This window comes from Paraburkholderia humisilvae (assembly GCF_902859855.1).
In the GTDB taxonomy this organism is placed as follows: domain Bacteria; phylum Pseudomonadota; class Gammaproteobacteria; order Burkholderiales; family Burkholderiaceae; genus Paraburkholderia; species Paraburkholderia humisilvae.
In genome coordinates this window covers 210,334-235,792 of the sequence record NZ_CADIKH010000003.1, presented here as the reverse complement: position 1 = coordinate 235,792, position 25,459 = coordinate 210,334, and the positions used below count along the sequence as shown (strand labels likewise).

Annotated in this window: 13 protein-coding genes; 9 read left to right on the top strand and 4 right to left on the bottom strand. The window is 62.2% G+C overall.

Annotation, left to right across the window (positions count from 1 at the left end; translation table 11 throughout):
- Positions 1-6: 6 nt before the first annotated feature.
- Positions 7-2,220 carry a glycoside hydrolase family 31 protein gene (locus HV796_RS04245; RefSeq protein WP_175225201.1) on the bottom strand — a complete coding sequence of 738 codons (2,214 nt, stop codon included), beginning with the start codon at positions 2,218-2,220 and terminating at the stop codon, positions 7-9.
- 489 nt (positions 2,221-2,709) lie between these two features.
- On the opposite strand from HV796_RS04245, the gene HV796_RS04240 reads away from it, so the two are divergent.
- Together HV796_RS04240 and HV796_RS04235 are read left to right on the top strand one after the other, a co-directional pair.
- Positions 2,710-4,722: an alkaline phosphatase D family protein gene (locus HV796_RS04240; protein WP_175225200.1), complete on the top strand. Its 2,013-nt coding sequence runs from the start codon at positions 2,710-2,712 to the stop codon at positions 4,720-4,722.
- Between the two features lie 79 nt (positions 4,723-4,801).
- Positions 4,802-5,707 (top strand): 2OG-Fe(II) oxygenase, encoded by a 906-nt coding sequence (locus HV796_RS04235; RefSeq protein ID WP_175225199.1) that lies wholly within the window; start codon positions 4,802-4,804, stop codon positions 5,705-5,707.
- 79 nt (positions 5,708-5,786) lie between these two features.
- On the opposite strand, the gene HV796_RS04230 is transcribed toward HV796_RS04235, so the two are convergent.
- Positions 5,787-6,464 (bottom strand): hypothetical protein, encoded by a 678-nt coding sequence (locus HV796_RS04230; RefSeq protein WP_175225198.1) that lies wholly within the window; start codon positions 6,462-6,464, stop codon positions 5,787-5,789.
- A gap of 19 nt (positions 6,465-6,483) precedes the next feature.
- On the opposite strand from HV796_RS04230, the gene HV796_RS04225 reads away from it, so the two are divergent.
- The 4 genes from HV796_RS04225 (at position 6,484) to HV796_RS04210 (ending at position 10,906) form a co-directional block, all read left to right on the top strand.
- A complete protein-coding gene (locus HV796_RS04225) occupies positions 6,484-6,720 on the top strand; it encodes a hypothetical protein (protein ID WP_175225197.1) in 237 nt (78 codons plus the stop codon).
- Between the two features lie 158 nt (positions 6,721-6,878).
- Entirely contained in the window at positions 6,879-8,867 is a 1,989-nt protein-coding gene (locus tag HV796_RS04220) for an alkaline phosphatase family protein (RefSeq protein WP_175225196.1), read from the top strand.
- A 97-nt stretch (positions 8,868-8,964) separates the two neighbouring features.
- The gene (locus HV796_RS04215; RefSeq protein ID WP_175225195.1) at positions 8,965-10,218 is read left to right on the top strand and encodes a cytochrome-c peroxidase; all 1,254 of its coding nucleotides are present in this window, start codon (positions 8,965-8,967) and stop codon (positions 10,216-10,218) included.
- Positions 10,219-10,288: 70 nt separating this feature from the next.
- Positions 10,289-10,906, top strand: coding sequence for a hypothetical protein (locus HV796_RS04210; RefSeq protein WP_175225194.1), 618 nt, complete (start codon positions 10,289-10,291; stop codon positions 10,904-10,906).
- Between the two features lie 18 nt (positions 10,907-10,924).
- Here the strand turns inward: HV796_RS04210 and HV796_RS04205 are convergent, their stop codons facing one another.
- Both HV796_RS04205 and HV796_RS04200 read right to left on the bottom strand, forming a co-directional pair.
- Positions 10,925-11,539 carry a uracil-DNA glycosylase family protein gene (locus tag HV796_RS04205; RefSeq protein WP_175225193.1) on the bottom strand — a complete coding sequence of 205 codons (615 nt, stop codon included), beginning with the start codon at positions 11,537-11,539 and terminating at the stop codon, positions 10,925-10,927.
- Positions 11,540-11,707: 168 nt separating this feature from the next.
- Positions 11,708-12,460: an SDR family oxidoreductase gene (locus tag HV796_RS04200; RefSeq protein ID WP_175225192.1), complete on the bottom strand. Its 753-nt coding sequence runs from the start codon at positions 12,458-12,460 to the stop codon at positions 11,708-11,710.
- Positions 12,461-12,555: 95 nt separating this feature from the next.
- Between HV796_RS04200 and HV796_RS04195 the strand changes: the two genes are divergently transcribed.
- The 3 genes from HV796_RS04195 (at position 12,556) to HV796_RS04185 (ending at position 25,459) form a co-directional block, all read left to right on the top strand.
- Positions 12,556-13,485: an AraC family transcriptional regulator gene (locus tag HV796_RS04195; protein ID WP_175225191.1), complete on the top strand. Its 930-nt coding sequence runs from the start codon at positions 12,556-12,558 to the stop codon at positions 13,483-13,485.
- Between the two features lie 437 nt (positions 13,486-13,922).
- Positions 13,923-15,641 (top strand): ShlB/FhaC/HecB family hemolysin secretion/activation protein, encoded by a 1,719-nt coding sequence (locus HV796_RS04190; protein WP_377693027.1) that lies wholly within the window; start codon positions 13,923-13,925, stop codon positions 15,639-15,641.
- Entirely contained in the window at positions 15,638-25,459 is a 9,822-nt protein-coding gene (locus tag HV796_RS04185; protein ID WP_175225189.1) for a two-partner secretion domain-containing protein, read from the top strand. The genes HV796_RS04190 and HV796_RS04185 overlap by 4 nt, the downstream gene beginning before the upstream one ends.

Genomic DNA, 25,459 nt, shown 5'->3' with positions numbered 1-25,459 from the left:
CACACGCTACGGTAACTGCGCCGCCGACACGCCCGCCGGCAGCACAGCACCATCGCGCACATACAGCGGCAGCTTGTCCATCGCCGGCACGAAGCTTCGCGTCTGTGGTCCGACAATCGTCTCGCCGGTCCAGAAGTCGTGCCACGTGCCCGCCGGGAAGTACACCTTGCGCGCACCAACGCCGAGGCTTGCGAGCACAGACGTCGCAGGCGCGACCAGCAGGTCGGGGCCGAACAGATACTCGTCATCCGCGGCAACGGCCGACGCATCGCCAGGGAATGCGAACGGTAACGGCTGCACGATTGGCGTGCCGTCGGCGATGTTCTGGCGAGCAGCGGCGGCAATGTAAGGCACCAGCCGGTCGTGCAGCGTCGCATAGCGGCGATAGACGGTAACGGCATTGTCGCTGACCCACCACGGCGCGACCGGTGTCTGCATAACCGGCGACAGCGCGCCCAGTTCGGTCCACAGAATGTAGGTGCCTTCGGTCGGCGTCAGCAACGGGTTGCTCGCGCCGGCCTCGCCGGCGTTTTGACGGCCACCCGCGAACCCGCCGACGTCGCCGCCCGTAAACGAAAAGCCGCTCATCGCCTGCGACTCGAGACCGCGCAACGCCTGCGTGAGTCCGTCTTCGCCGGGCGCGCTCTGATTGTCGGCTTCCCAATGCCCGGCCCAGCGCATCGAACCGTTCCAGCCGCCGCGCGCGAGAATCGTGAAGTCGCCGTTCGGGCGCTCGGCCTTGAATGCGTCGAAAATTGCCTTGTGATAGGCGTCGATGTACGCATTGTGATTGAGCGGGTTGGGCAAGCCGTTGTGCCACACGGACGTGTCGGACAGGTCTTCTTCGCCCCGGTCCACTTTCACGCCGTCGACCCCGCGCCGGATCAGAGCACGCAAGCCGTCGCGCCATGACGCATAGGCGCCCGGGTTGGTGAAGTCGACATGCACGTCGAGGCCGCGCGGCGGGAAGTACGTTGCTTCATTGTTGTCAGGCCGTGTGCCGGTGATGGTAAAGCCCATTGCTGCGGCGTCGGTGAGAAAGGTGCCGTCGTAGTACGGCGAGAGCCAGACCATCAGACGCACGTTTTGCGCGTGCAGTTGCTGGATCAAGCCATCCGGGTCCGCGAAGCGCGATGGATCGAAATTGAAGCTGCCTTTGCCCGCGTCCCACGGGTTGTCCAGCCATACCGCCCCGAGCGGGATGTTGCGGCTATGCATGCCGTCGACGAGCGCCATCACGGAGGCAGTGCTCGTGTCGCCGTCCTGCCAGACCATCGGCCGCCACATCCAGTCGGGCGGTGTCCATTGCGGCCGGCCAACGCGCGCAGTGTAGGCGGTGAGGATCTGCTTTGGCGTGCCATGGTAATAGACCAGATCGAGCGCATCGTTCTCGATGGTCGCGCGCACCGCGTCTGGACGCTCGTCGTTCTTCGCAAAGACGATTTCGCCGCGCGCATCGGAATCGATCGCCGCACCTGAGCCGGACGGCGACCAGAAAAACGACGCGGCGATTTCATTGGTCGAGGTCTGCCGGTTCGAACCCGGGCCATGGCTAATCCATAGCGGCAGCGCGGTGCCGCGCAGATTCACCGACGAAAAGCGCTGCCCGCCGCCGAAATACGCTTGCGTGCCCGGGCTTTGCCATGAGGTCGATACCGCCGTTACACCGGTCGCGGCCGGTGCGTAGTGCAGTTTTACCGTGCCGTCGCCGGGGTACGTCAGCGTTAGCGTCGCGCCGAGGCCATCGTCGGTGGTTACGCTCACCGACGCGGTATTACCCGTCACGTTGACAGCGCTCACGCCCGTCGCATAGTGCCACTGCGCGCCGTTCAGATAAGCGAACGGTCGATACGTGACTTGCGGCAAGCCGGGATAGGCTTCATCGATGCCGTTCTCGCGATCGTTGAATTGCGCGAAGTCCGGATTCACCTGCTGCGTCTGCGCGCTTGGCGTCGCATCTTCGAAGAGCGTGTTGCCGCTCGCATCGGCCCAGTTCGCGTGCCAGTCCGCGCGGTCCAACGTGAAACGGGTTGCGCCATCATTGATCGTGAACTGGCTGTCGCTTTGCGTGACAGTCAATGCGTCGGTGCTGCCGTTCGAGTTGCCGGCGCTGCCGCTGCCCGGCGCATTGCCCGAATCGCTCGAGCTGCCGCAGGCGCTCAATGTGCATAGGACACTCAATGCCAACATATAGGTCTTCAGGCTTTTTAGCGCATTCATTGCGAAGCTCCGTTAAAACACGCACTGCTTCAAAGACAATTGTTTCCGTTACAGTGAATTGCATTTCGCCAGTACGAAACACAGGCAGGCGTGAATAAGCATTGGCATCGATACCCTTCCGGAAGCGCCGTTCCATTGGAATTTCAGCGATACGTTCAGGCACGTTGAGCTGCCCGTAGCAGTCAAGCGGCCCATCCTAGTCGTGCTGAATTTCATCTACATGACGACGCGCTACTCGATGTGTTCGCAATGCAGAAGGTTCGTAAACGGAAAAATGAATTCGCAATGTGAATCGTTTTTTTATACAAGATCGGAAAAAAGCCATGCCTGTTTTTTTATTTGACAGTGCTGTCATTCGGCTGACACTTCACGATGACGTAATTGCGCACCAGTACCTGTTCCTGATACAGCGGCATTCATGCTTTGCGATGCGCAATCGCCAGCACCTGGTTGCCTTCTCTTCATCGTCTTACCCTGGACAAGCCGACCATGGATCGCCGCAAATTCCTCAGATGGAGCAGCTTCATCACCGTATCGGCCGCCAGCACGACGGTGCTTACCGCGTGCGGAGGAGGAGGGGGCGACGGCAGCAGCAGCGGGGAGTCGGACGCGGGCAGTGTCGCGCAGTCGTTCTCGCTCGGCGTTGCATCGGGCGATCCCAAACCGGACAGCATCGTCTTGTGGACGCGCGTGGACGGCGGCGACGGCGTGGCGCCGGTCAATGTGTCGTTGCAGGTTGCACTCGATCCGGACTTCAAGTCGCTCGTGCTCAATACGATGGTCAGCGCAGAGCCGCAATGGGACTACACGGTGCGCAGCAAGGTGACCGGCCTCGCCGCGAACACGGTCTACTACTACCGCTTCGGCGCCGGCGCGGCGACGAGCATGACGGGCCGCACGTGGACCGCGCCCGTCACGGGGCAATCGCTCGCGCAGCTCAAGTTTGCGTATCTATGCTGTCAGGACTGGAGCGTTAATCACTGGGCCGCGTTCGATACGCTGCAAAACGAAGATATCGATTTCATCCTGCATGTTGGCGACTATGTCTACGAGCAGTTGAATCGCCCTTCGTTCGTCACGCCGGTACGCGACCCGCAGCACGGCGAGTTTGTCTTGCCCGATGGCGCGAAGCTCGCGGACGGTTCGATCTATGCGACGTCGCTCGCCGACTACCGGATGCTGTACAAGACGTATCGCTCCGATCCGCGTCTTCAACGCGTCCATGCGCGATGGCCGGTGATTGCGACGTGGGGCGACCACGAATTCTCGGACGACGCGTGGCAGGACCACCAAACGTACACCGCCGACGACTCGATGCCGCAAACCGCGCGGCGGCGCAATGCGAACCAGGCCTGGTTCGAGTTTATGCCTGCGGACGTGCCGTTCGATCAAAACAATCCATCGTTTCAGAATATTCAGGTCTATCGCGCGTTCGCATTCGGCGATCTCGCGACCTTTGTGATGACTGACGAGCGGCTTTATCGCGCGGACCATGAGATCGCCGAGCAAACCACGGGCGGTGCGATCGGCAGCCGCTATGTGGTCAGTAAGAGCGCGGTGGACAGCGCGGAGCAGGCACGCCGCACGGCGGCGGCCAATGCGCTCACACCCGTATCGATGCTTGGCGACACGCAGCGTCAGTGGTGGCAAAACCAGATGAGCAACGCGAAAACGGTCTGGAAACTATGGGGTAACGAAGTGCCGTTGATGCGCATGCAGATGGATGGCTTCAAGACGGTGGTGGACGCTGTCACCCAAGCGGTGATCAGTGTGGACGCGAGCTTGCCGCCGCTGGAATCGATCTTCCACAGCGCGATACAGGCGGATCTATCCGACGCGCTCGCGCAGAATCTGCGCCCGGCGCCGTTTTCGCGTCTACACCAGCTCGGCCAGCAAGGCGGGTTTAGCGAGTCCGATATTCTCACTACCATCGCGGCGCTCAACCAGATGTTGCCGCCGTACTCGTTGATGACGCTGCTGCTGATCAACGCCGACATATGGGATGGCTACGATGCGGAACGCAAGAGCTTGATGCAATTTCTCGCGAGCAGCGGCGTGCGCAACGTGGTTGCGCTCAGCGGCAATCTCGGCGCGTTTATCGCCGGCACGGTGATGGACGACTTCGATGCAGCCACGCCGCAGCCGGTCATGGTGGATCTCGTGACCGCGGGCATTTCGGCCACGTCGCTGTCCATGCAATATGAGGCGTTTCTCAACAGCACCGCGCAAACGCAGCCGTGGCTGAATCCGCTACTATCGGGCGGCGGCCTCGCGCCGTTCGGCGATTCGCTGAAGACGAACAACCCGTGGCTCACCTATGTGGATCCCGATGCGCAAGGGTACGCCGTCGTGACGCTCACGCCGGGCACGCTCACTTGCACGTACACGAAGATGAACCCGATTGTCGGCGGCGCAGTGCCGGCGGCAAACAATGCGATCGCCGGCACGCAGGTTGTCGTCGTCAATGCGGGCACCGCTGCGGTCACGGTCGCGACTCCGTGAGCGACAGGAGGTCGCTGACACGCAGCTGTTGTGATCGGTCTGTACGATCCGCGGATCATCTTGCAATGGCCGCTCCATCATGCTCGTCAATTTTCCCGCCGATGTGCGTAACTGGCTGATCGCCGAACTGACGCGCGGCACATCGGCACAGGCTATTAGCGCGCAGCTGCAGGCGCAAAACGTACCCGCGCAGCTTGCCGATGCGCTCGTGAGCACGGTCGCGCACGCTGTCGCCGCTGGCGCGCCGCCCGCAGCCGGCCGTCTGGAAATCGATGACGCACCATTCGCCGCGCTTCCTTACCAGCCTGAACCGTCGCACCTTGGCACGGCGCCTATCCTCGATGGCGGCGACCGACGTGTCGAGGTGCTCGCGCGTCTCGAACGCCCGACGCTCGCGTTGCTCGGCAATCTGCTCGACGACGACGAATGCGCAGAACTCATCGCGTTCGGCGCGCCGCGCCTGGAGCCGGTGCGCGTGGTCGATCCGGAAAGCGGCAAGGACGTGATCGACGCGCTTCGCAACAGCGAGGGGGTGTTTTTCCATCTCGCGCAGACGCCGCTGATCGCTCGCATTGAAACGCGCATCGAACGGCTTACGGGAATACCGGCCGAAAACGGAGAGGGCATTCAGGTACTGCGCTACCGGCCCGGTGCGCAACACACGCCGCATTTCGATTTTTTATCCTCTGCTATTGAAGACAATCGTCAATCGATTGAACGCAGCGGTCAGAGAATTGCCACTTTGATCATGTATTTGAATAACGTCGATTCGGGTGGAGAAACGTTATTCATCGAATCAGGATTTTCCGTTTTACCCCGTAAAGGCAATGCGCTTTATTTTCAATATGGCAATCGGCTGGGTCAGACCGACCCCGCATCCGCCCATGCGGGTCGGCCGGTCGTCGCTGGAGAGAAATGGATCGCAACGAAGTGGCTGCATCCGCGCCGTTTCATCGCGAGCGGTACAGCTGCGGCGCGGCCCTAGCGACGAACCAAACGCATGTAGCCCTACGCACACCGTGCGGCACCGCGCGAAACCGACGCGCGGTGCCGTATTCGCCTGCTTACTGATCGAGCCAGACGCCGACGAAGTTGTGATCATGACCCCCTGCCACGGTGCCATGCTGCACCAGCGCGATATGACGCTGGCCGTCCGGGGTGATGTACAGGAACGGTATCAGCCAGTCGCCGTTGTTTCCCGCTTCCTGCGTTTCCAGCAGTGACGCCGGGGGCGGCGTGACGACCGGATTGGGGCTGTTGCGCACGTCGGTGACCGACAGGATGGCGTTGCCATCGATCGTCAACAGCGAATGCTGTGCCTGCGGCGTCGGCAAGCCATCGCGCAGACAGTTTTCGTAGTATGTCGGGAACGTGGTGCCCAGGAGCAATGCCACGTTCTTGATCGGCAAGCCTGCAATCGCGACCACTTTCGACTTGAGCGGCATGTTGCCGGCAGCCGGATTCGGCGCACCGGTCGCATCCGGTTCACACGCTTCAATGATGCCGGGGAACAGAACAGGCTGCTGCGGCGGAATGACGCCAAGTGTCACGCCGAGCGTCGGCGTTCCGCTTACGGTCATCATCCCGTCGTTTGCTGCATCCGGTGTGAGCGTCGCATAGTCGACCGAGTTGATCGACAGCGTGCCCGTGCTCGACCCCGCCGCGAAGCTCACTTGGGCCGGCACGCCATCGAGACCGGAATCGGTATCGCGCACCGCGGTGAAAACCTGCGACTGATCCACCGCCGGCGTACTCGCCGGGGTGGGCGCGCTCGCGCTCGCCGGCGCGGAAGCCGTCGAAGTAGAAGGCGAATTGCTTCCGCCACATGCCGCGAGAGAAAGCATCACTGCAAGAGCCGGCACAACCACGGCTGCTTTTTTTATTGACTGCATCTCTGTCCTTTTTAATACCGATCGACATGAAATGCCAGATTTCGTATCGATTTTTCTTTGGGGGGAAGGTAATGAAATCGGCCCGAAGTTTAGGATCGATTTGTGACAGAGCAACTTCAATTACAAGTCGATAGCAAGTCAATGACATCAGCCGACAATCAATTTAAAAAGTCATAAAAAATTAATCGTCATGTAGGGATAATCCGCCCGCTATCGGCTGTGTATGCCGAACCATCCCCCGATTCCCTACGGAGCAGAAAAAGAATGAGCCCCCGCATTGAAGCCGCGCCGCCGAAGTTGCGCGCAACCGCGATATCCGCATCAACGCTGTTCGTTATGGCCGTCGCCCCCGTATTGATTGCGGCGTGTGGTGGCGATTCGGGCGGAACGACCCCGTCGGCACTCGCCGCGACCCAGAAGGTGCAAGGCAGGATGGTCGCGCAGTACCCGAACGTCACGGTCTGCAGCGACAACAACAACAACGGCGCGTGCGACAGCAACGAGGCGACCACCACCACCGATGCACACGGCAACTTCACGCTGACTACGACCGCGGCGAATGTACCGGTCGCCGCGGTGATTCCCGCGAACACCGCGTTTATCGATCCGGCGACGGGTGCTGCGATGACCACGGCGAAAGCCATGGTGTTGCGCGCGCCGGCCGCCGCGAATCAGATATTGAGCCCGCTCTCGACGGAAGTGGTGCGCGAGATGGCGGCGGACAATATCGATGAACCGACTGCTGTTGCGAACATCGCGGGGCGCCTGGGCGTCGCGCCCGCCGACGTGCTGGCCGATCCTTCGACGATCACCGACGCGACGAAGAAGCAGGCGCTCGCAACCGAGACGACGATTCTCACGAACCGCTTCGAGCTCGCATCGACGATGGTCGCGCGCGGTGATGTGTCGCCCACCACCGGCAAGCCGATCGCGATCGCGGAAGCCGAGCAGACCGCGATGAATCTCGAGGGTGTGCCGCGCTTCGACAACCTCTTCGTGATCATTCTCGAGAACCATACGAACAGCGCGATCGACGGTTCGCCGTTCGCACCGAAAATTACCGCGCTGCTCAACGAAGGCAATCGCGCGACCAACTATTACTCGACCGGCCAGCCGTCGCAGCCGAACTACATGGCGCTCGGCTCGGCCGACGACTTCGGCGTCACCGACGACTCGGCATGGTGGTGCATGCCCACGGGCGACACGCGTGATGCACCGACGGACGGCATTCCCGCCGGCCAGGGCGCGTGCAACAACGGCGCGGTGCACAACATCAAGACGGCGCGCAACATGTTCACGACGATGCGCAATGCCGGCATGACATGGCGGGTCTACAACGAGTCGATGACGCCGGGCCAGGATGTGCGCCTGAACAGTTCCGCCGACGCCACGATGATCGCGGCCGACAACAACGATCCGACGATCATGCTGCCGAGGCCGGGCAGCCTGTATGCGCTCAAGCACAACAACGCGGTGACCTTCGACGACGTGCGCAACGACGGCGAGTTCCAGAAGGAAATTCGCACGATGGGCGGCGGCCAGTGGGACGCGGCGGCGGCTTCGAAGGCTCCGGCCGGCTGGAATTTCGACCAGCTGGGCACCGACCTGCAGACGGGCGACGTCGGCACCCTGAACTATCTGGTCCCCGATCAGTGCGACGACATGCACGCGGTGACGCCGAAGGACGTGACGGGGACCAAAACGGCAACCGACTGCTCGGGCGGCAACGCCAACATCACGCGCGGCGATAACTACACGGCCACGCTCGTGCAGAAAATCCAGGCATCGCCGTTGTGGGCGAACCGCAACAAGAAGGTCGCCATCGTCATCACGTTCGACGAAGGCAACGGCAACTTCCAGGGCACGGCGTCGTGCTGCGGCTGGAATGCGGCCGGAACCGCGGTTAACGCGCAGGTCGGCGAGTCGGCCACGATTACGCAGCCGGTCGCGGAATATAGCGCGGGCAACCAGGGCAACGGGCCGATCATCTTCGGCGTGCTGACGAATCAGCAGAATGCACCGACTGGCCTGAAGGATGCCGACCAGTACAGCCACTTCTCGTTCGTGCGCACGATGCAGGACATGTTCGGTCTCTCCGACCCGGGCGTGCCGACGAGCTACATGAACCGGTCGAAGTACACGCAATCGTTCATTGCCGCCAATCTCGTGTCGCTGCCCGAGTTCCAGGGCAGCATCGACCCGCACTACGACGCGGTGCGCCCGATGTCGAGCGTGTTCACGCTGAAGAAGTGAAGGCAGCGAATGCGACGCGGTTCGCGCGGATGTCCAGTTCCGCGCGACGTTTTGCGCGCGGCCCGGCCGGGCCGCGCGCGTACTCATTGGAACAGCTATGCGCATAGCGTTGCTTGCCGGCGTCGTCGCCGCGGCGCTGGTCGTCGCGGCATGCGGCGGCGATAACAACAACGGCCAGCAGCAATCGGCCTCGGCGCCGGGCGCCGCGTCCGCGCCGTCCGCCACGCCGCAACTGAGCCTCGCGGCCCAGGTCGGCGCGAAAATGTTCTTCGACAAGACGCTGTCGGGTTCCGGCAAAATCTCGTGCGCGACCTGTCACAACCCGGATTTCGCTTATGGCCCGCCGAACGGCCTCGCGGTTCAGCTCGGCGGCGTCGACGACAACACGCCCGGCGTGCGCGCGGTGCCGTCGCTGCGCTATAAGGAGTTCACGCCGCCGTATTCCGATCTGCTCGACAATCCCGATGGCGTCACGCCGCCGGGTCCCGGCGGCGGCTTCACATGGGACGGCCGCGCGAACTCGCTCGCGGACCAGGCGAAGATTCCGCTGCTGTCCACTTACGAAATGGCGAACCGTAGCCCGGATGCTGTCGTCAATACGCTGAAGGCTGGTCCTTACGCGGCGCTCTTCAAGCAGGCGTTCGGCGAGAATGCGTTCGCCGATTCCGCGAAGGCCTTCACCATGGCGATGTCCGCATTGCAGAGCTATCAGCAGGAAGACCCCAGCTTCCATCCTTATACAAGCAAGTTCGATCTGCTGCGCCACAATCGCGGCAATTACCTGACGCCGCAGGAAATGCACGGCTTGCAGCTTTTCAATGATGAAAACAAGGGCAATTGCATTGCCTGCCACCTGAGTGGCAACGCGCAAGGCGGCAGCGTAGCGCCGTTCACCGACTATTCGTTCGAAGCCGTGGCGCCGCCGCGAAACATGGAGATTCCCGCGAACGCCGACCCGACGCACGTCGACATGGGCCTATGCCAGGCCGCCGCAACGGGACACACGCCTGCCAATTCCGCGAAATTTTGCGGCATGTTCAAAACGCCGACGCTGCGCAACGTCGCGACCCGCCAGTCGTTCTTCCACAACGGTGTGTTTCATACGCTGCGCGATGTCGTCGAGTTCTATAACAAGCGTGACACGAACCCTGAACTCTTCTACTCGAAGGCCGCAGATGGCAGTGTCAATGTTTACGACGATCTGCCGGTGCAATATCAACCGAACATCGATATGACCGTGCCGGTCGTGCATACGCGCGGCGCTGCGCCATCGATGACGGAACAGGAAGTGGATGACCTCGTCGCATTCCTCGGCGCGCTGACCGATGACTTCCAGCCGCCGTCGAAGTGACGTGGAAACACCTATTCGAACTATCGCGCGGAATCAGGATTGCAACCCGGGTTGGAGTAGCAAGCAGAACATGAAGAAATTGAACTGGTTGAAGGTGTGGTGGTTGCCCGTGTGTCTGGTCGCCGGATGCAGTACGCACAGCGACGAGCCGAATCGCGAGAACTTCACGGTCGCTGTGTCGAATTTTCTCGATGAGCATGGCGACATGTGTATCGGCAAGGTGAAGTGGCCGATCGATATCACGAAGGACGAAGCGCGGCAGCGCACCGCGAATTCGCTGCAATTGCCGGTGATGGAGAAAATCGGTCTCGTGCGCAAGCAGCAGATCTCCGATTCGACGATGCGGTATACGCTTAGCGACGAGGGCAAGAAGTACTACCTGCACAAACCGCTGCCGAGCATGGCCGCGAATGGGACGGTCACGATGCACGACGGCGACGTCTGCTACGGCAAGCTGCACGTCGACAAGATCATCGGCTGGGAGCCGCCGCATGAAGTGAACGGTAGCGAGCGCACGGTGATCACGTACACGTACATGATCGATCCTGCGCCGTGGACCAAGGACTCGGACGTGCAGCGCGTGTTTCCGGTCGTTGCGATGATCGTGCGAAGCGGCGGCACGCTGCAGCTGAAACAGGTCGTTGTACTGACAAAAGACGGCTGGAAAGGCGAGATCGGTTTTATCTGAGCCAGTCCGGATTGACCTTCAGCCTGCTTTTATATCCTCAGCAGGGGCAGACAACGCCTGCGCGACGCGCTCACGCAGTGTCGGCAACACATCGGCTTCGAACCACGGATTGCGTTTGAACCACGCGATGTTGCGCGGTGATGGATGCGGCAATGGAATCACCTGGGGGCCGAAGTCCCGCCATCGCAGCAGGGTATCGGTCAATGTCTTACCCGATGCTGCGCCGAGTCCAAACCGCAGTGCATAGTGTCCGATGAGCAAGGTGAGCCGGACCGAGCGCAGCTGGGCCAGCAAATCGTGGTGCCAACGGGCGGCACATTCGGGTCGGGGTGGCAAGTCGCCGCTTGGGCCACGCCCGGGGAAACAGAAACCCATCGGCACGAGAGCAAACTTTTCTTCGTCGTAAAAGGCCGCATCGTCGACACCGAGCCAACTGCGCAGGCGAGCACCGCTCGCATCGCTCCATGGAATACCGGAGGCATGCACTTTCGCGCCGGGCGCCTGGCCGATGATCAGAATCCGCGCGCATTCGGATGCCGCCAGGACCGGGCGTGGGGCGTGCGGTAACACGGGCGCGCAGATCGTGCAGGCGCGGATGTCGCGCAGCAACGCATGCAGAGGGACTGGCTTCATAACTGCCTTGCTGGGTGAGGGTGTGGCCGGATAGACGACCGTTCGCGATGATACGCCGGTGGCACCCGGTTCTCCCGCCGCGCGGCGGATTCTCACAACCGATACCGATCTATCTGGTCGATCAGCGGCTGCCCGTTCCGATGCCGCGCTAGACCATTCGATGCGCGCTCATGCCAGTGCCAGATCGACCGCATCCGCGCCCGCAGGTAGGTGCATCGGCGTCGACGGATCGGTGACTGCGCGCCACACGGCCTCGGCGACGTCTTGCGCGTGCGTGATCTGAGTGACCGTGTCTCGCGTTGCGGCGAACACGCGTTCCCTGAAGTCCATATAGGCCTCGGGTACGCTGTGTTCCATCAAGCGGCGCGCGTTATCGCCGAAGCTCGTGCCTGGTGCGCGTCCCGGCAGCACCAGCCGCACGCGGACGTCGAACGGGGCGAGTTCCAATGCGAGCGATTCGGTGAACGCATTGACCGCCGCCTTGCTGCCCGTATAGACCGACAACAGTGGCAGCGGCCTCAGCGTCACGCTCGACGTGACATTCACGACCACTCCTGCCCGCCGTTCACGGAACTGACGCAGCACGGCCTGCGTCATCGCGATCGTACCGAGTGTGTTGGTCTCGAAGACCTCGCGCGCGTTGACCAGCTCGACGCCCTCCAGCGGCGCCAGCAGGCCGACGCCGGCGTTGTTGACGAGTGCGTCGATCGGCCCGGCCGCGTCGATGCAGCGGTGGATGCTTCCGATATCGGTGACATCGAGTGGCAGCACGCGAAGCCGTTCTGAACGCGGCAGCAGGTCGTCACTCGGCGTGCGCATGGTCGCGACGACACGCCAGCCTCTGTCGAGGAAGAGCCGCGCGGTCTCGAGACCAAAACCGGACGAACAGCCCGAGATAAGCACAGTGGAAGTGAAGGACATCAGAAACTCCATCGGTTGACGATGGCTCTACGATAGAGTCCGGTTCCAGGACTGGCTATACTACGATGTCCATTATTTTGTTGAGATCGTCCAGAATGGTCGACCCATTGGCGGAAGTCGTGTCGTTGTTGCAGCCAGCCGCGCCGTTCTCAAAGCTCGTTGTCGCGTCGGCGCCGTGGGCGGTGCGCCGCACCGAGACAGGTCGTCCGTTCTACTTCGTGATTCTGGAAGGGGGCTGCCATCTGACGGTGGACGGCCCGACGCACAGCGAAACCATCACGCTGCAAGAGGGTGATTTCGCACTGATCCCTACGGCGCGCAGCTTTTCCACGTCCAGCCTCGACCGGCAGCCGCCTCGCGAAGAAGAGACCGTCGCTACACCGATCGCGCCGATGCCTGGCGGGGCGCGCGTCGGCGATCCGGACGGCGCGGTCGACGTCCGCATGCTGGTTGGCAACTGCATGTTCAGGTCGCCCGACTCGGCGATGCTGGTGCCCCTGCTGCCGCAGTGGGTGCATGTGCGCGGTGAGCGCCGCCTGTCGACGCTGGTTCAACTGGTGGGCGACGAATCGCGTGCGGACCGGCCCGCGCGCGAGATCGTGATGGCTCGCCTGCTCGAAGTGTTGCTAATCGAGGCGTTCCGGTCGACCGCCAGTACAGGCACATCGCAGGGGCTGGTGCGTGCTTTGGCCGATCCGAGGCTGGCGCAGGCGCTTCGGCGCATGCACGAGCGCCCCGAAGTCCAGTGGAATGTGATGCAGTTGGCGCGCGAGGCCGCGATGTCCCGTTCAGCGTTCTTCGAGCGTTTCAGGCATGCCGTTGGCGTGGCGCCGATGGAATACCTGCTGGCGTGGCGCATGGCACTTGCGAAGCAATGGCTGCGCCAACGGCAACTCACTACGGCCGAGATTGCCGAGCGCGTCGGCTATAGCTCGGTCAGTGCTTTTGGCGTGGCCTTCACGCGGCAAGCCGGCATGCCTCCGGGACACTATGCGAAGCGTGAGCCGGATGACGTAAAGGGCTAACCCTGTTTGGAATGGCGCTTCCTGCTCAAAAAGGTTGATGCGTTTTGCATTTAACGTTGCGGCGCGGCATCAGCTTTACGCAATTTGACACTCGCCAAAAAAGGTTTCTGTTACTTTACGCCCGCTTTCATATTGTCAGATGAATAAAAATGAACGGGTATGTATGCCGGCTTGTATCGAGCCGATTCCGGGGCGTGCGCGGTACTGACGACATAACGGTCACAGCAACCGGCGAACAGAATCAGATTGGAAGGGCAGTCGCGCCCCCCGGCACGCAGCTGCCCGTGCAGCCACGAGCGCCACAGTAGCTCGCCCCCATGACGAACTACCATCCTGGTCGGATCGCCCGACCCGGCACGCGCGCTCGCGTGGCGAATACGAATGCCACGCCGTCTGCATTGCAGCCGAAAGGACTCCAACTGGCTCGACTTTGTGGCGTGCTGTTCGCGGCGACGTGTGCGCACATTGCCCATGCGCAGGTGCCGGACACGCTCGGCGAGCAGGAACAGCGGCGCCGCGCGCAAGAGCAGGCGATCGAGCGCGAGCGCGCGCTACAGGCGCCCACTGTCGAGCTTCAACCCGCCGCGCGTCCAGAAGTTGACGACGGCAAAGTGCCTGTCGAAACGCCATGCTTCAAGATCGATGAATTGACGCTGGAAGTCCCGCTCGGCCTGAGCGAAATCGTGCGGGCGGCCGGTGCGCGCGCGCTGTCGCCAAACCCGCTGTTTCCAGGTGAACTGACGTTCGCTCGCGACTACCTGCAACGCTATCGCGGTCAATGCGTCGGGCGTGAAGGACTCAATTTGATCGTGCATCGCATGATGGCGCGAATCATCGAGAAGGGTTACTCGACCACACGCGTGGTGATCCCCTCGCAGGACCTGTCCACTGGCCAGCTGAAACTTGAACTGATTCCCGGCGTGATCAGCGAGATCCGCTTTGCCGATCCATCGACGTACGGCACGTGGCGCAACGCGTTTCCAACCCGAAAGGGCGATCTGCTGAATCTGCGCAATCTCGAGCAGGGCCTCGAGCAGATGAAGCGCGTGCCGAATCAGGATGTCGATATGCAGATCGTGCCGGGTCCGTCGACCGGCGAAAGCGACGTCGTGATCGCGGTCAAGCGGCAGAAACCGTGGTCGCTTGCGTTAAGCGTCGACGACAGCGGGCTTAAGTCGACCGGTCAGTTGCAGGGCGGCGTGAGTCTGACCATCGACAATCCGCTCGGATTATCCGACCTCCTGAACATCGGCTACAACCACGACCTCGATGGCCATGCAAACCGATACGGCACGCACGGCAGCAGCGCCTGGTACTCGATTCCATGGGGAAACTGGACGTTCACCGCAATGGCGAGCCAGTACGACTATCACCAGCAGATCGCGGGCGCGTTCTCGACACTGGTGTCGAGCGGCAACTCAGCAACCTTCGACGTCAAGACCGAATACCAGTTCTTCCGCAATCAGGTGCAGAAGAACATGCTCGAATTCCGCGTCGGCAAGCGCTTCAGCGAAGCGTTTATCGACGGCACGGAAATCGGCGTCCAGCACCGCGACAACACGTACGCGGAAATCGGCTGGGAACATAAGCACTACCTCGGTGCCGCGCAATTCGACAGCACCATCGCATATCGCTGGGGCGTGCCGTGGTTCGGCGCACAGCCCGACTTGCCGGGCGTGACTAACGGCGCGCCGACGTCCTACTACCAGATGGAAACGCTCGATGCGACGTTGAGCGTGCCGCTCGCGATCGCCGGTTTTCCATTGCGTTATACGGGCACCGTGCGTGCGCAGAACACGCCTGACGTGCTGTTTCCCACCGAGTACATCTCGATTGGCAGCCGCTATACGGTCCGCGGCTTCGACGGCAACACCATGCTGGCTGCCGAGAAGGGCGTATTCATGCGCAACGACCTTGAGATTCCCTTGTCGCGTTTCGGACTGGCGCTATATGTCGGCGTCGACGCCGGTGAAGTGTTCGGTCCGTCAGCGAGCAGCCTGCTTGGCCGGCGCCTCGTCGGAGCGGTGGTCGGCGCGCGCGGCAGCGCATTCCAGCGCGTCAATTACGACGTCTTCATTGGCGGTCCGCTGTACCAGCCCGCCGGTTTCCCCAACCACTGGCCAGTGGCGGGCTTCAGCGTGAGTTTCCTGCTATGAACAAGAATACCTATCGCGTCATTTTCAATGCGGCTCGTGGTTTGTGGACAGCGGTGCAGGAAACTGCGACAGCGAATGGTCGCGGCCGCCCGGTCGGCACGGCGCGCGGGTCGGCCATTCCTGTTGCGCGCTGGGACCTGGTGGACCTGCTGTCGATGCGGCATATCGCGTTCGCTGCACTGTGTGCACTCGGTATGCAGCCGATGCCGGTCGATGCGCAGGTGGTGGCGGCGCCCGGGTCGGCCGGCAGCAAACCGATTGTCGGTGTGACAGCCAACGGTTTGCCGATCGTTCAGATCGCGACGCCGAATTCGGCAGGCGTGTCAAACAATGGGTATACGCAGTACAACGTCAGCCCGCAAGGCCTGATCCTGAACAATGCCCAAGGCAACGCGCTCACGCAACAGGCGGGTTACGTGACCGGCAACCCGAACCTCGCATCGGGTAGCGCACGGGTGATCGTGAACCAGGTGGTAGGCGGAAGTCCGAGCCAGTTGCTCGGGTATACCGAGGTGGCCGGCCAGAGAGCCGAAGTGGTGATTGCGAATCCTGCTGGAATTTACTGCAATGGTTGCGGCTTCATCAATACAAGCCGAGGCATTCTGACGACGGGCACGCCGGTTTTCGGCGGAACGGGTAGCCTGGATGCGTTTCACGTGACGGGCGGTCAGATCCAGATCGGCGCGGCGGGTCTGAACGGCAGCAATGTCGACCAGGTTGACCTGATTGCCCGCAGTGTCGCGATCAACGGCAAGGTTTGGGCAGGCCAGTCGCTGAATGTCGTGACCGGCAACAATGAGGTTCGCCACGACGATCTGAGCGCGCAATCGCTTGGTCAGGATGGCAACAGTCAGGGTGTTGCGATCGACGTCGCGCAACTGGGCGGCATGTATGCCGGCAAAATTCGCCTTGTCGGGACTGAGACGGGCGTGGGTGTCAATAGCGCCGGCACCATCGCGTCACAAGCGGGCGACGTTCAACTCAGCAGTCAGGGCAAGGTGACCTTGTCGGGCACCACGAGCGCGACCGGCAACGTGACGATTACGGGCGCCGGCGACGTGTCGAACAGCGGCTCCATCTACGCGACGCAGAACACGACGCTAAACAGCCAAAGCCAGCTGACAAGCAGCGGCACGGTCGCGGCGCTTGGCAATACCACCCTAACCGGCGCGAGCGTGAATTCGACCGGTGCGCTCGGTGCGGGCGTGGACGCGAACGGCAACATCACCGGGTCCGGCAGTCTCGCCGTGTCGGGTGCGGGGTCGGTCAGCACCACAGGCCAACAGATCGCGGGCGGCAATCTCGCGATGTCGGGCAGCAGCCTGAACATGGCTGCCGCGCAGACGCTGGCAAAGGGCAATGTGTCGTTGACGGCGACGGGCGCCGGTGGCGACACCGGCAACATCGCGCATGCAGGCGGCGCGTTGCAGGCAGGCGGCAGTCTGACCGCCAACGCGTCGGGTGCGTTTGCAAACGACCAGGGGCAGGTGAGCGCCGCGCAATTGAATGTGACAGCGGGCAGCGTAACCAATCGCAGCGGTACGCTGTCGCAAACCGGAGCAGGCGACATGAGCGTCGCCGCATCGGGCGCTTTCGACAATACCGGGGGCACGGTCACGACGAACGCTCAGAACGTCGCGGTTCGGTCCGCCAGTCTGTCCAATGCGAACGGTAAGATCAGCCAGGCCGGCACCGGGTCGTTCGACATCCAGACAGACGCGTTCGACAACGGCCGCGGGAATCTGTCCACAAATGGCGCGCTGACGGTAGCGAGTGCCAGCCTCAAGAACGGTGCTGGTGCGATCACGTCGGCACGGTCGCTTGACGTTGAGTCCCGCGGCGACATCGACAATACGGCGGGCCAACTGGAAGCGGCTGGTGCAGTGAACGTATCGGCCGCAAACGTGCAGAACACAGCGGGGCGCATCGTCTCGGAGAACGCCGATGGCCTGACGCTGTCGGCGAGCGGCCAGCTCACGAATGCGGCGGGGACCACCGCGCAAGCCGCGACGGGGGGCGTGATCGGCGGTAACGGCGACGCGACCATCAAAGCGGCGTCACTGACCAACAGCGGGACCGTCACGGCCGCGCACAATCTCGCCTTGACGGCTTCCGGCACACTCGACAACAGCAGCGGCACGCTGAGCGGCGCCATGCTCGCGGCCAATGCCGCTTCGCTCAAAAACGCGAACGGGGCAATCAGCGCCAATACCGTTTCCATCACCGTGCCGCAGTTCGATAACAGCGGCGGGCAGATTACTGCAAACCAGCTCGCCGTGAACGCGTCGAATCTGACGAACGAACACGGCAAGCTGACCCAGCTCGGATCGGGCGCGATGGGGCTCGGTGTCAGCGGGACGCTCGACAATTCGAACGGCGGTGTGATCCAGACCAACAGCACGGACCTGACGCTCGCGCCTGCTTTGCTGAACAACAACGGCGGCACGCTCACGCATGCGGGCACCGGCACGTTGACGATCGATTCCGCCAACGGCGCAGGCGCAGTGACGAACGTGGACGGCACGATCGTCAGCAATGGCCGCACGGCGCTGTCCGCAGCGAGTGTCGATAACACTGGCGGCACGATCGGCGGTCAGACAGGGCTTGACGCGACACTCGCCGGTCCGTTGAACAACTCGCGCGGTCAACTGGAATCGAACGGCGATTTGAGCCTCTCCAGTGACGGTTCGCTTACCAACACCAGCGGCACGATCGCAGCGACCGGCAACGTGTCGGTACAGGCCGCGTCGCTTGCGAACAGCGGCACCCTGACTGCAGGAAAGAATCTTGACACCACTGTCGCGGGTGCGCTCGACAACAGCGGCGGTACGTTCAGCGCGCAGACCGTGACAACCCGTTCCGCTTCGTTCACGAACGCGGTTGGGGTGGTCAGCGGCAACACCGTGTCGATGGCGGCGCCTCAACTCGATAACAGCAACGGCCGGATCATCGCGGATCGGCTTGCCGTGACTGCGACGAACCTGACCAACGGGCGCGGGTCGTTGACCCAGCTAGGCTCTGGCGCGGTGAGTCTTGATGTTAGCAACACGCTCGACAACTCGAACGGCGGCGTGATTCAGACGAACAGCACGGACCTGAGTCTGGCGTCCGCGTCGATCAACAACAACGGCGGCACGATCACCCATGCCGGCACGGGCACGTTGACGATCGATCCGGGCAACGGAGCGGGAGCGCTAACCAACGTCGGCGGCCGCATCGTAAGCAATGGGCAGGCGTCGATGCGGGTCGCTAGCCTCAACAACTCAGGCGGGACGCTCGCTTCGCAGGGCGCGATGTCGGCCATCGTTCAGGCCGTGTTGAACAACACGAACGGCCGGCTGTCGTCCGGCTCGGCGTTGACGGTTTCAAGCATCGGCGCGTTGCTCAATGCAGGCGGCGTGATCGGCGCGGGCGGGGCCGTGACCGGCAGCACGCTGAACCTGACGGCCGCGTCGATCGACAACTCGGGCGGCGCGATTACCAACGTCGGGACAGGTGCAACGACCGTTAGCGGCGGCAGCCAGATCGCCAACAGCAACGTGGGCGGCGTGTCCGGCATGGGCTCGATCAGCGGCAACGGCAACGTGACGGTGAGCGCGTCATCGGTGTCGAATACGCAAGGCGGGCAACTGAGCGGCGCGAATTTGCAGATCGACACCGGCAATCTGGATAACAGCGGCGGCGCGATCGGCAACGTTGCCAACACAGCAGGCGACGTCGGCATTACGACGGGCACGCTGAAGGTGACGAACGGCCAGATCAACGCGTCGCGCAATCTGTCGGTGGCCGCGAACACGCTGCTGGGTGGCGGCAGGTACAGCGCAGTCAACGACCTCACGCTGAACCTGCGAGGGAGCTTCGCGAGCGACCCGAACTACAGCTTCAACGCGGGCCGCAACCTCACGTTCACGCTGCCGGGCACGTTCAGCAACGCCGGGGCATTCGTTGCGGTGAATGGCCTGAGGATCAACGCGGGCGACATCGCGAACTCCGGCACGCTCGCGGCGGGTGGCCTGCTAAGCACACGCTCGAATACGCTGACTAACACCGGCACGATAGTGGGCGGCAGCGTGTCGCTGAGTGCCGCGCAAATCCTGTCGAATCTTGGCACGAGCGCATTGATTGGCGCGACCGATAGCGCGGGCAAGCTTGAACTGCTGTCAGCGGACATCGAGAACCGCGACGACACGACCGCCACCGACGCGCCGGCGATGACCGCGATCTACGGTCTCGGCCAGGTGATCCTCGCCGGCGGCAAGGACGCGAACGGGAATTACCTCAACGCTAACCTTGTCCGCAATCAGTCTGGCCTGATCCAGTCGGGCGGCGATATGCAGATTGCCGCGAATCAGGTGACCAACACGCGACGTGCGATGAGCACGTCGGGATTCACGTCGTCGGTCGATCCGGACCTGTTGTCGAGCCTCGGCATCAGCCTGTCCGGCTGTGTCGCCTTCCACATGGAGGCCTGTAGCGGTCAAAACGTCGGCTGGGCCGACGGTGGTGATCCGACGATGATCGGCGGTGCGTACATCGAACCGCCGCACGGCGGCCAGTGGAACAGCGGGTATCAGTACACGACGTATGCGGGCGTCGCGGTTGCGAATACGGTGACGACCGTCAGCCCGGGGTCGCAGATTATCGCTGGCCGTAACCTGAACCTGGGGTCGGTCGGCATGTTCCAGAACTACTGGAGCCAGGTGGCCGCCGCAGGCAACATTGCCGCGCCCGCCGTGCTTGACCAGAACAGCTGGCAAGGCCAGACCGCGCCGCAGGTGCAAGTCACGTACTCGGGCCAGTATCACTACAACAACTATGACAACAGCGAGCACAACTGGCAGTTGCCATTCGGTGACGCGCCGTTCATCGGGAATCACCCGGGTGGTTACTCGCAAGCCGCGCCGGCTGATATTCGCACGTATGCGCTGCCGGCCTATGAATCGACCTTCACCGCGGGCGGGACGCTGAGCGGCACCGGCGTGATCATCAACAACACGGCCGGCAATGCGTCCGTGACGCCGCTCGGACTGCTGCCGGGGCAAAGCGTGTCCGGCACCGGCGCGGGTGCCGTGAGCGGAACGATCAGCGCGGTTGGCGGCGTGAGTGCGGGAACCGCGGCGGTACAAGGCGGCCATATCGCGAACAGCAGCCTGGCGAATTTCAACAATCCGATCATCGCAGCCGCCACGGCTGTGTCGGTGCTGAGCAACATCACGTTGCCGCGAGGCGGGCTGTTCAGCGTCAATACCGCGCCGAATGCGCCGTACCTCGTCGAGACGAATCCTGCGTTCACGAGTCAGCAGCAGTGGCTGTCGAGCGACTACTACTTCCAGCAGATGGGCATGAACCCCGGGCAGATCCAGTTGCGGCTTGGCGACGGGTTCTACGAGCAGAAGCTCGTGCAGGACCAGATCATGTCGATGACCGGGAAGTCCGTGCTGACGAATTATGCCGATGCACAGGACGAGTACAAGGCGCTGATGACGTCCGGCGCTCAACTCGCGCAGTCTCTCAATCTCGCGCCCGGTACGGGGCTTTCCGCGGAACAGGTCGCGCAGTTGACGAGTAACGTCGTCATCATGCAAAGCGAAGTGATCGATGGTCAGACCGTGCTTGTGCCGGTCGTCTATCTGGCGAAGGCGAGCCAGGAAAATATGGGCAACGGCCCGGTCATCGCGGCGACGAACATCGATCTGCAAAACGCGAAGTCGGTTACCAATAGCGGCACGATCAGCGCGACGAACAGCTTCTCGATCGGTGCGCAGAGCATCGATAGCTCGTTCGGCACGTTGCAGGCGGGCGGCCCGATGGCGCTGGTGTCGGCGGGGGATATCAATCTGACGTCGGCGACCTTGAATGCAGGCAGCCTCGCCTTGCAAACAGGCGGGGATCTGATTCTGGATACGGCAGTGAAGACGCTGAGCCAGGTCAGCGATAACGGTGCGACACGTGTCACGACGACACTCGGTCCTGCGGCCAGCATCAACGTGACGGGCAATGCGGTGATCGTGACGGGCGGTGACTTCGAGCAGAACGCGGGCAACCTGAATGTGGGGGGCGCGCTTGGGATGAGCATCGGCGGCGACTGGAATCTCGGCGTGCAACAGACCGGTGAACACAAGGTCGTCGAACGGGCGAACGGCGTGTCGGATACCGATATGAATCAGGTGGTCGGTAGTTCGGTGAAGGTGGGTGGGCAATCGAACATCGCGATTAATGGCGACCTGACGGCGGCCGGCGCGGACATCAATCTTGGTCAGGGCGGCACGCTTGCGGCGAAGGGTAACGTCACGCTCGGCACGGCGAGCGCGACCTCCACCGTGAACAGCAGCAGTTCGGGGGACGAAGGCACGCGCAGCTATGCGGAGACGTTGCATAGGTCCGATCAGACGCTGACCGGCACGATGCTCGAAAGCGGTAATACGCTGAATATCGTCTCGGGCAAGGACATTACGGTTAGCGGTAGCGCGATCAGCCTCGATAAGGGCAGCGCGAACCTGGTGGCGACCGGTAATGTGACCATCGGCGCGGCGAGCGAGACCCATGAGTTCAATGCGCACGAAACGCACAGCCACAGTGAGATCGTGAGCGGCACGAAAGTGTCGAGCAGCATCGATCAGTCGATGACACTGAATCAGGGCAGCATGATTTCGGCCGATAGCGTGAAGATCGTGAGCGGCAACGATATCAACGTGATCGGCAGCAATATCGTTGGCACGAACGACGTGACGCTGAAGGCGGTGCACGACGTCACCATCACGACATCGCAGGATACGCAAAGCACGCAGACCGATTACAGCAAGCAGGAATGGGGTTTCCTGTCGGGGATGACCGCGCTGAACCAGCTGGACGGCGGCCTGCAGGGCTACAGCGTCGGCGTGCGCAAGACGACCGACGCGCAGCAGACGACGCAGGTGACGAACAACAGCAGCATGATCGGTTCGGTGAACGGCAATCTGACAGTGGTGGCCGGTAACGATCTGCATGCGACGGACGCGATCCTGTATGCGGCGAACGACATGGGTCTTGCCGGCAGGACCGTGACGATCGACGCCGCGCAGAACACGTTCAGTCAGAGCGAGCAGCAGTCGCTCAGCCAGACGGCGATTACCGCGGGCATCAGCAACCCGGTGCTGGCCGCCGCGATGACGGCGAACCAGATGCGCCAGGATGTGAAACATACCAACGGCGACGCGCGGCTCGATGCACTGGCGGCAGCGACCACCGGGCTGGCGGTGAAGAATGCGATCGATGCGGTGGCAAGCAATCCGTCGGCGGCCGGCGGCATCGGCATCAGTGTGTCGCTGGGTACGAGTCACAGCAACAGCAATTCAAACGCGTCGTCGAGCACCGCGGTCGGCAGTTCGGTTACCGCTGGGCACAACCTGACGATTGCGGCCGCTGGTGCGGGAGCGGACAGCGATATCAACGTGATCGGCAGCAATCTCTCGGCGGCCAATAACACGACGCTGATTGCCGCGGGCGATATCAACCTTCATGCGGCGCAGAGCGCCGATAGCGTGTCGGGTACGAACAGCGGCTCGAGCGCAAGTATCGGTGCGACGCTCGCCCTTGGAGAGCAGACCGGTCTGTCGTTCCAGCTGGGTGTGTCGGGCACGAAGGGTAACGGCAATGGCAGCGACACGACGTGGACCAATACGCATGTCACGGCGGGCAACACGCTGACGTTGCAGTCGGGGGGAGATACCAATCTGATCGGTGCGGTGGCGGATGCGCAGCACGTGGTCGCGAATGTGGGGGGAGACCTGAACATCGCGAGCCTGCAGGACGTGAGCCACTATGACTCGAAGCAGACTGGCGGTGGGGTGTCGATCAGTGTCTGCGTGCCGCCGATCTGCTATGGCGGCGGGTCGAGCGTGGCGGCGAATTTCAGTCAGGAGAAGATGAACAGCGACTATGCGAGCGTGACGGAGCAGTCGGGTATTCATGCCGGGGATGGTGGGTTTCAGATCGATGTGAAGGGCAACACCGACCTCAAGGGTGCGGTGATCTCGAGTAGCGACCAGGCGGTGCTGGACGATCTGAACAGTCTGACGACGGGGACGCTGACGCATAGTGATATCGCGAATCACGCTGCGTATGATGCATCGTCTGTCGGGGTCAGCGGCGGGTATGGCGTCGATCTCGGCAAGACCCAGACGGGTGTGGCAACCAACGTCAATCCGGTGCCGGGGACGACGTTGGCCAATACCGGTGGCGGCACAGGAGGGGGCTTCGCTGCCGCGCCGCCGGTTGCATTGAGCGCATCAGGCGATGCGGGTTCAACGACCAGAAGCGCGATCAGCGGCGGTGTGATCACCATTACCGATGGCGTGAAACAGCAGCAGCTGACGGGGCAGACCGCGGAGGAAGCCGTCGCAGGCATCAGCCGCGATACGACTGCGACGGCCAACACGATTGCGCCGATCTTCGACAAGGACAAGATTCAGGCGGGGTTTGATATCACCAGCCAGTTCGTCAATCAGGTGGGGACGTTCGTCAGTAACCGGGCGAAGGAGGCGGATGCGGCGACGCAGGCTGCGAAGGATCCGAATCTGACGCCAGAGCAAAGAGCCGAAGCGCAGCAACGCGCGGATGAGCTCAACAAGGAGTGGGGCCCGGGCGGTGAATATCGTCAGGTACTGACGGCATTGACGGTTGCGACAGGCGGCAATGTGACCGGTGGCATGGGGCAGTACGCGCAGGCCGCGACGGTCGCGTATTTGCAGGAGCTTGGGGCGGTTCAGGTCAAGGACCTGATCAGGACGCTGGACCTTGACCAGACGCCGCAAGGCGAAGCGGCGCGCGCGGCCTTGCATGCGATTGTGGGGTGCGCGGGGGCGGCGGGCTCGGGTGCGAGCTGTGGTGCGGGTGCGATGGGGGCGGCGGCCAGTTCAGTGATCGGCAGTTTGCTCAAGCCCACGGACGACATGACGGCCGAGCAACGGCTGGCTCGCGAAAATCTCGTCAATAACCTGATCGCGGGTGTGGCAACGGGCATGGGCGCAAGTGGTGCGAACACGGCCGCAGCGGCAGGTGCGGGGCAGATCGAGGCGCAGAACAATCAGGTTGGGATGCTTGGGCCCAAGAAGAATCCGCTGTCGGTTGAGCTGGTGAAAACGTACTGTGCGACGGGCACGTGCACGGATGAGCAGGTGAAGCTGCTGGTTCAGGTGCAGAACCAGATGAATGAGGCGAGCGGCAACAACGCGATGGTTGTGGCTGGATCGGTCGCGATCGTGGCAGCGATACCTGCGCTAGCGACGCTTGGACCGGAAGCGTTGGCGCTGGCATTGTCGAATCCGGCCGCGGCGGTGAATGCTGGCATTATTACGGTGGAGACGGCGGCGGCGATTGCGACGAATTCGATGACGCCGGGGGTGGTGGTTGAGGTCACGGGCACCAAAGCGGTGAGTACGGGTGCTGAAAGTGCTGTTAGTTACGCAGGATTGAAGCTCGATCTGAAAACAACTCAAGCAGCTAATGAATTGGTCGATAGTCTGCGCACCACAGGCCAACTTCCCAGCAACTATGTAACAAAGAGCGACGCATATCAACAAGGCTGGCAGGAAGGAAAAGCCGTGAACAATTATGTGCCCGGTGGTCAGATAGGTGGCGACATATTTAGAAACTCAGATGGTTTGCTTCCGAGCGCGGACGGTCGAATATGGTATGAAGCCGATATCGGGCTAAACAACACAATGTCTCGTAGTAATCCGGTGCAGCCTGCTTCTCGTTTGCTTTATTCGTCAGATGGGTTGTTATATGTCACGGCGGATCATTATAAAACTGCAATTTCAATTGGATTGTGGAAGTGA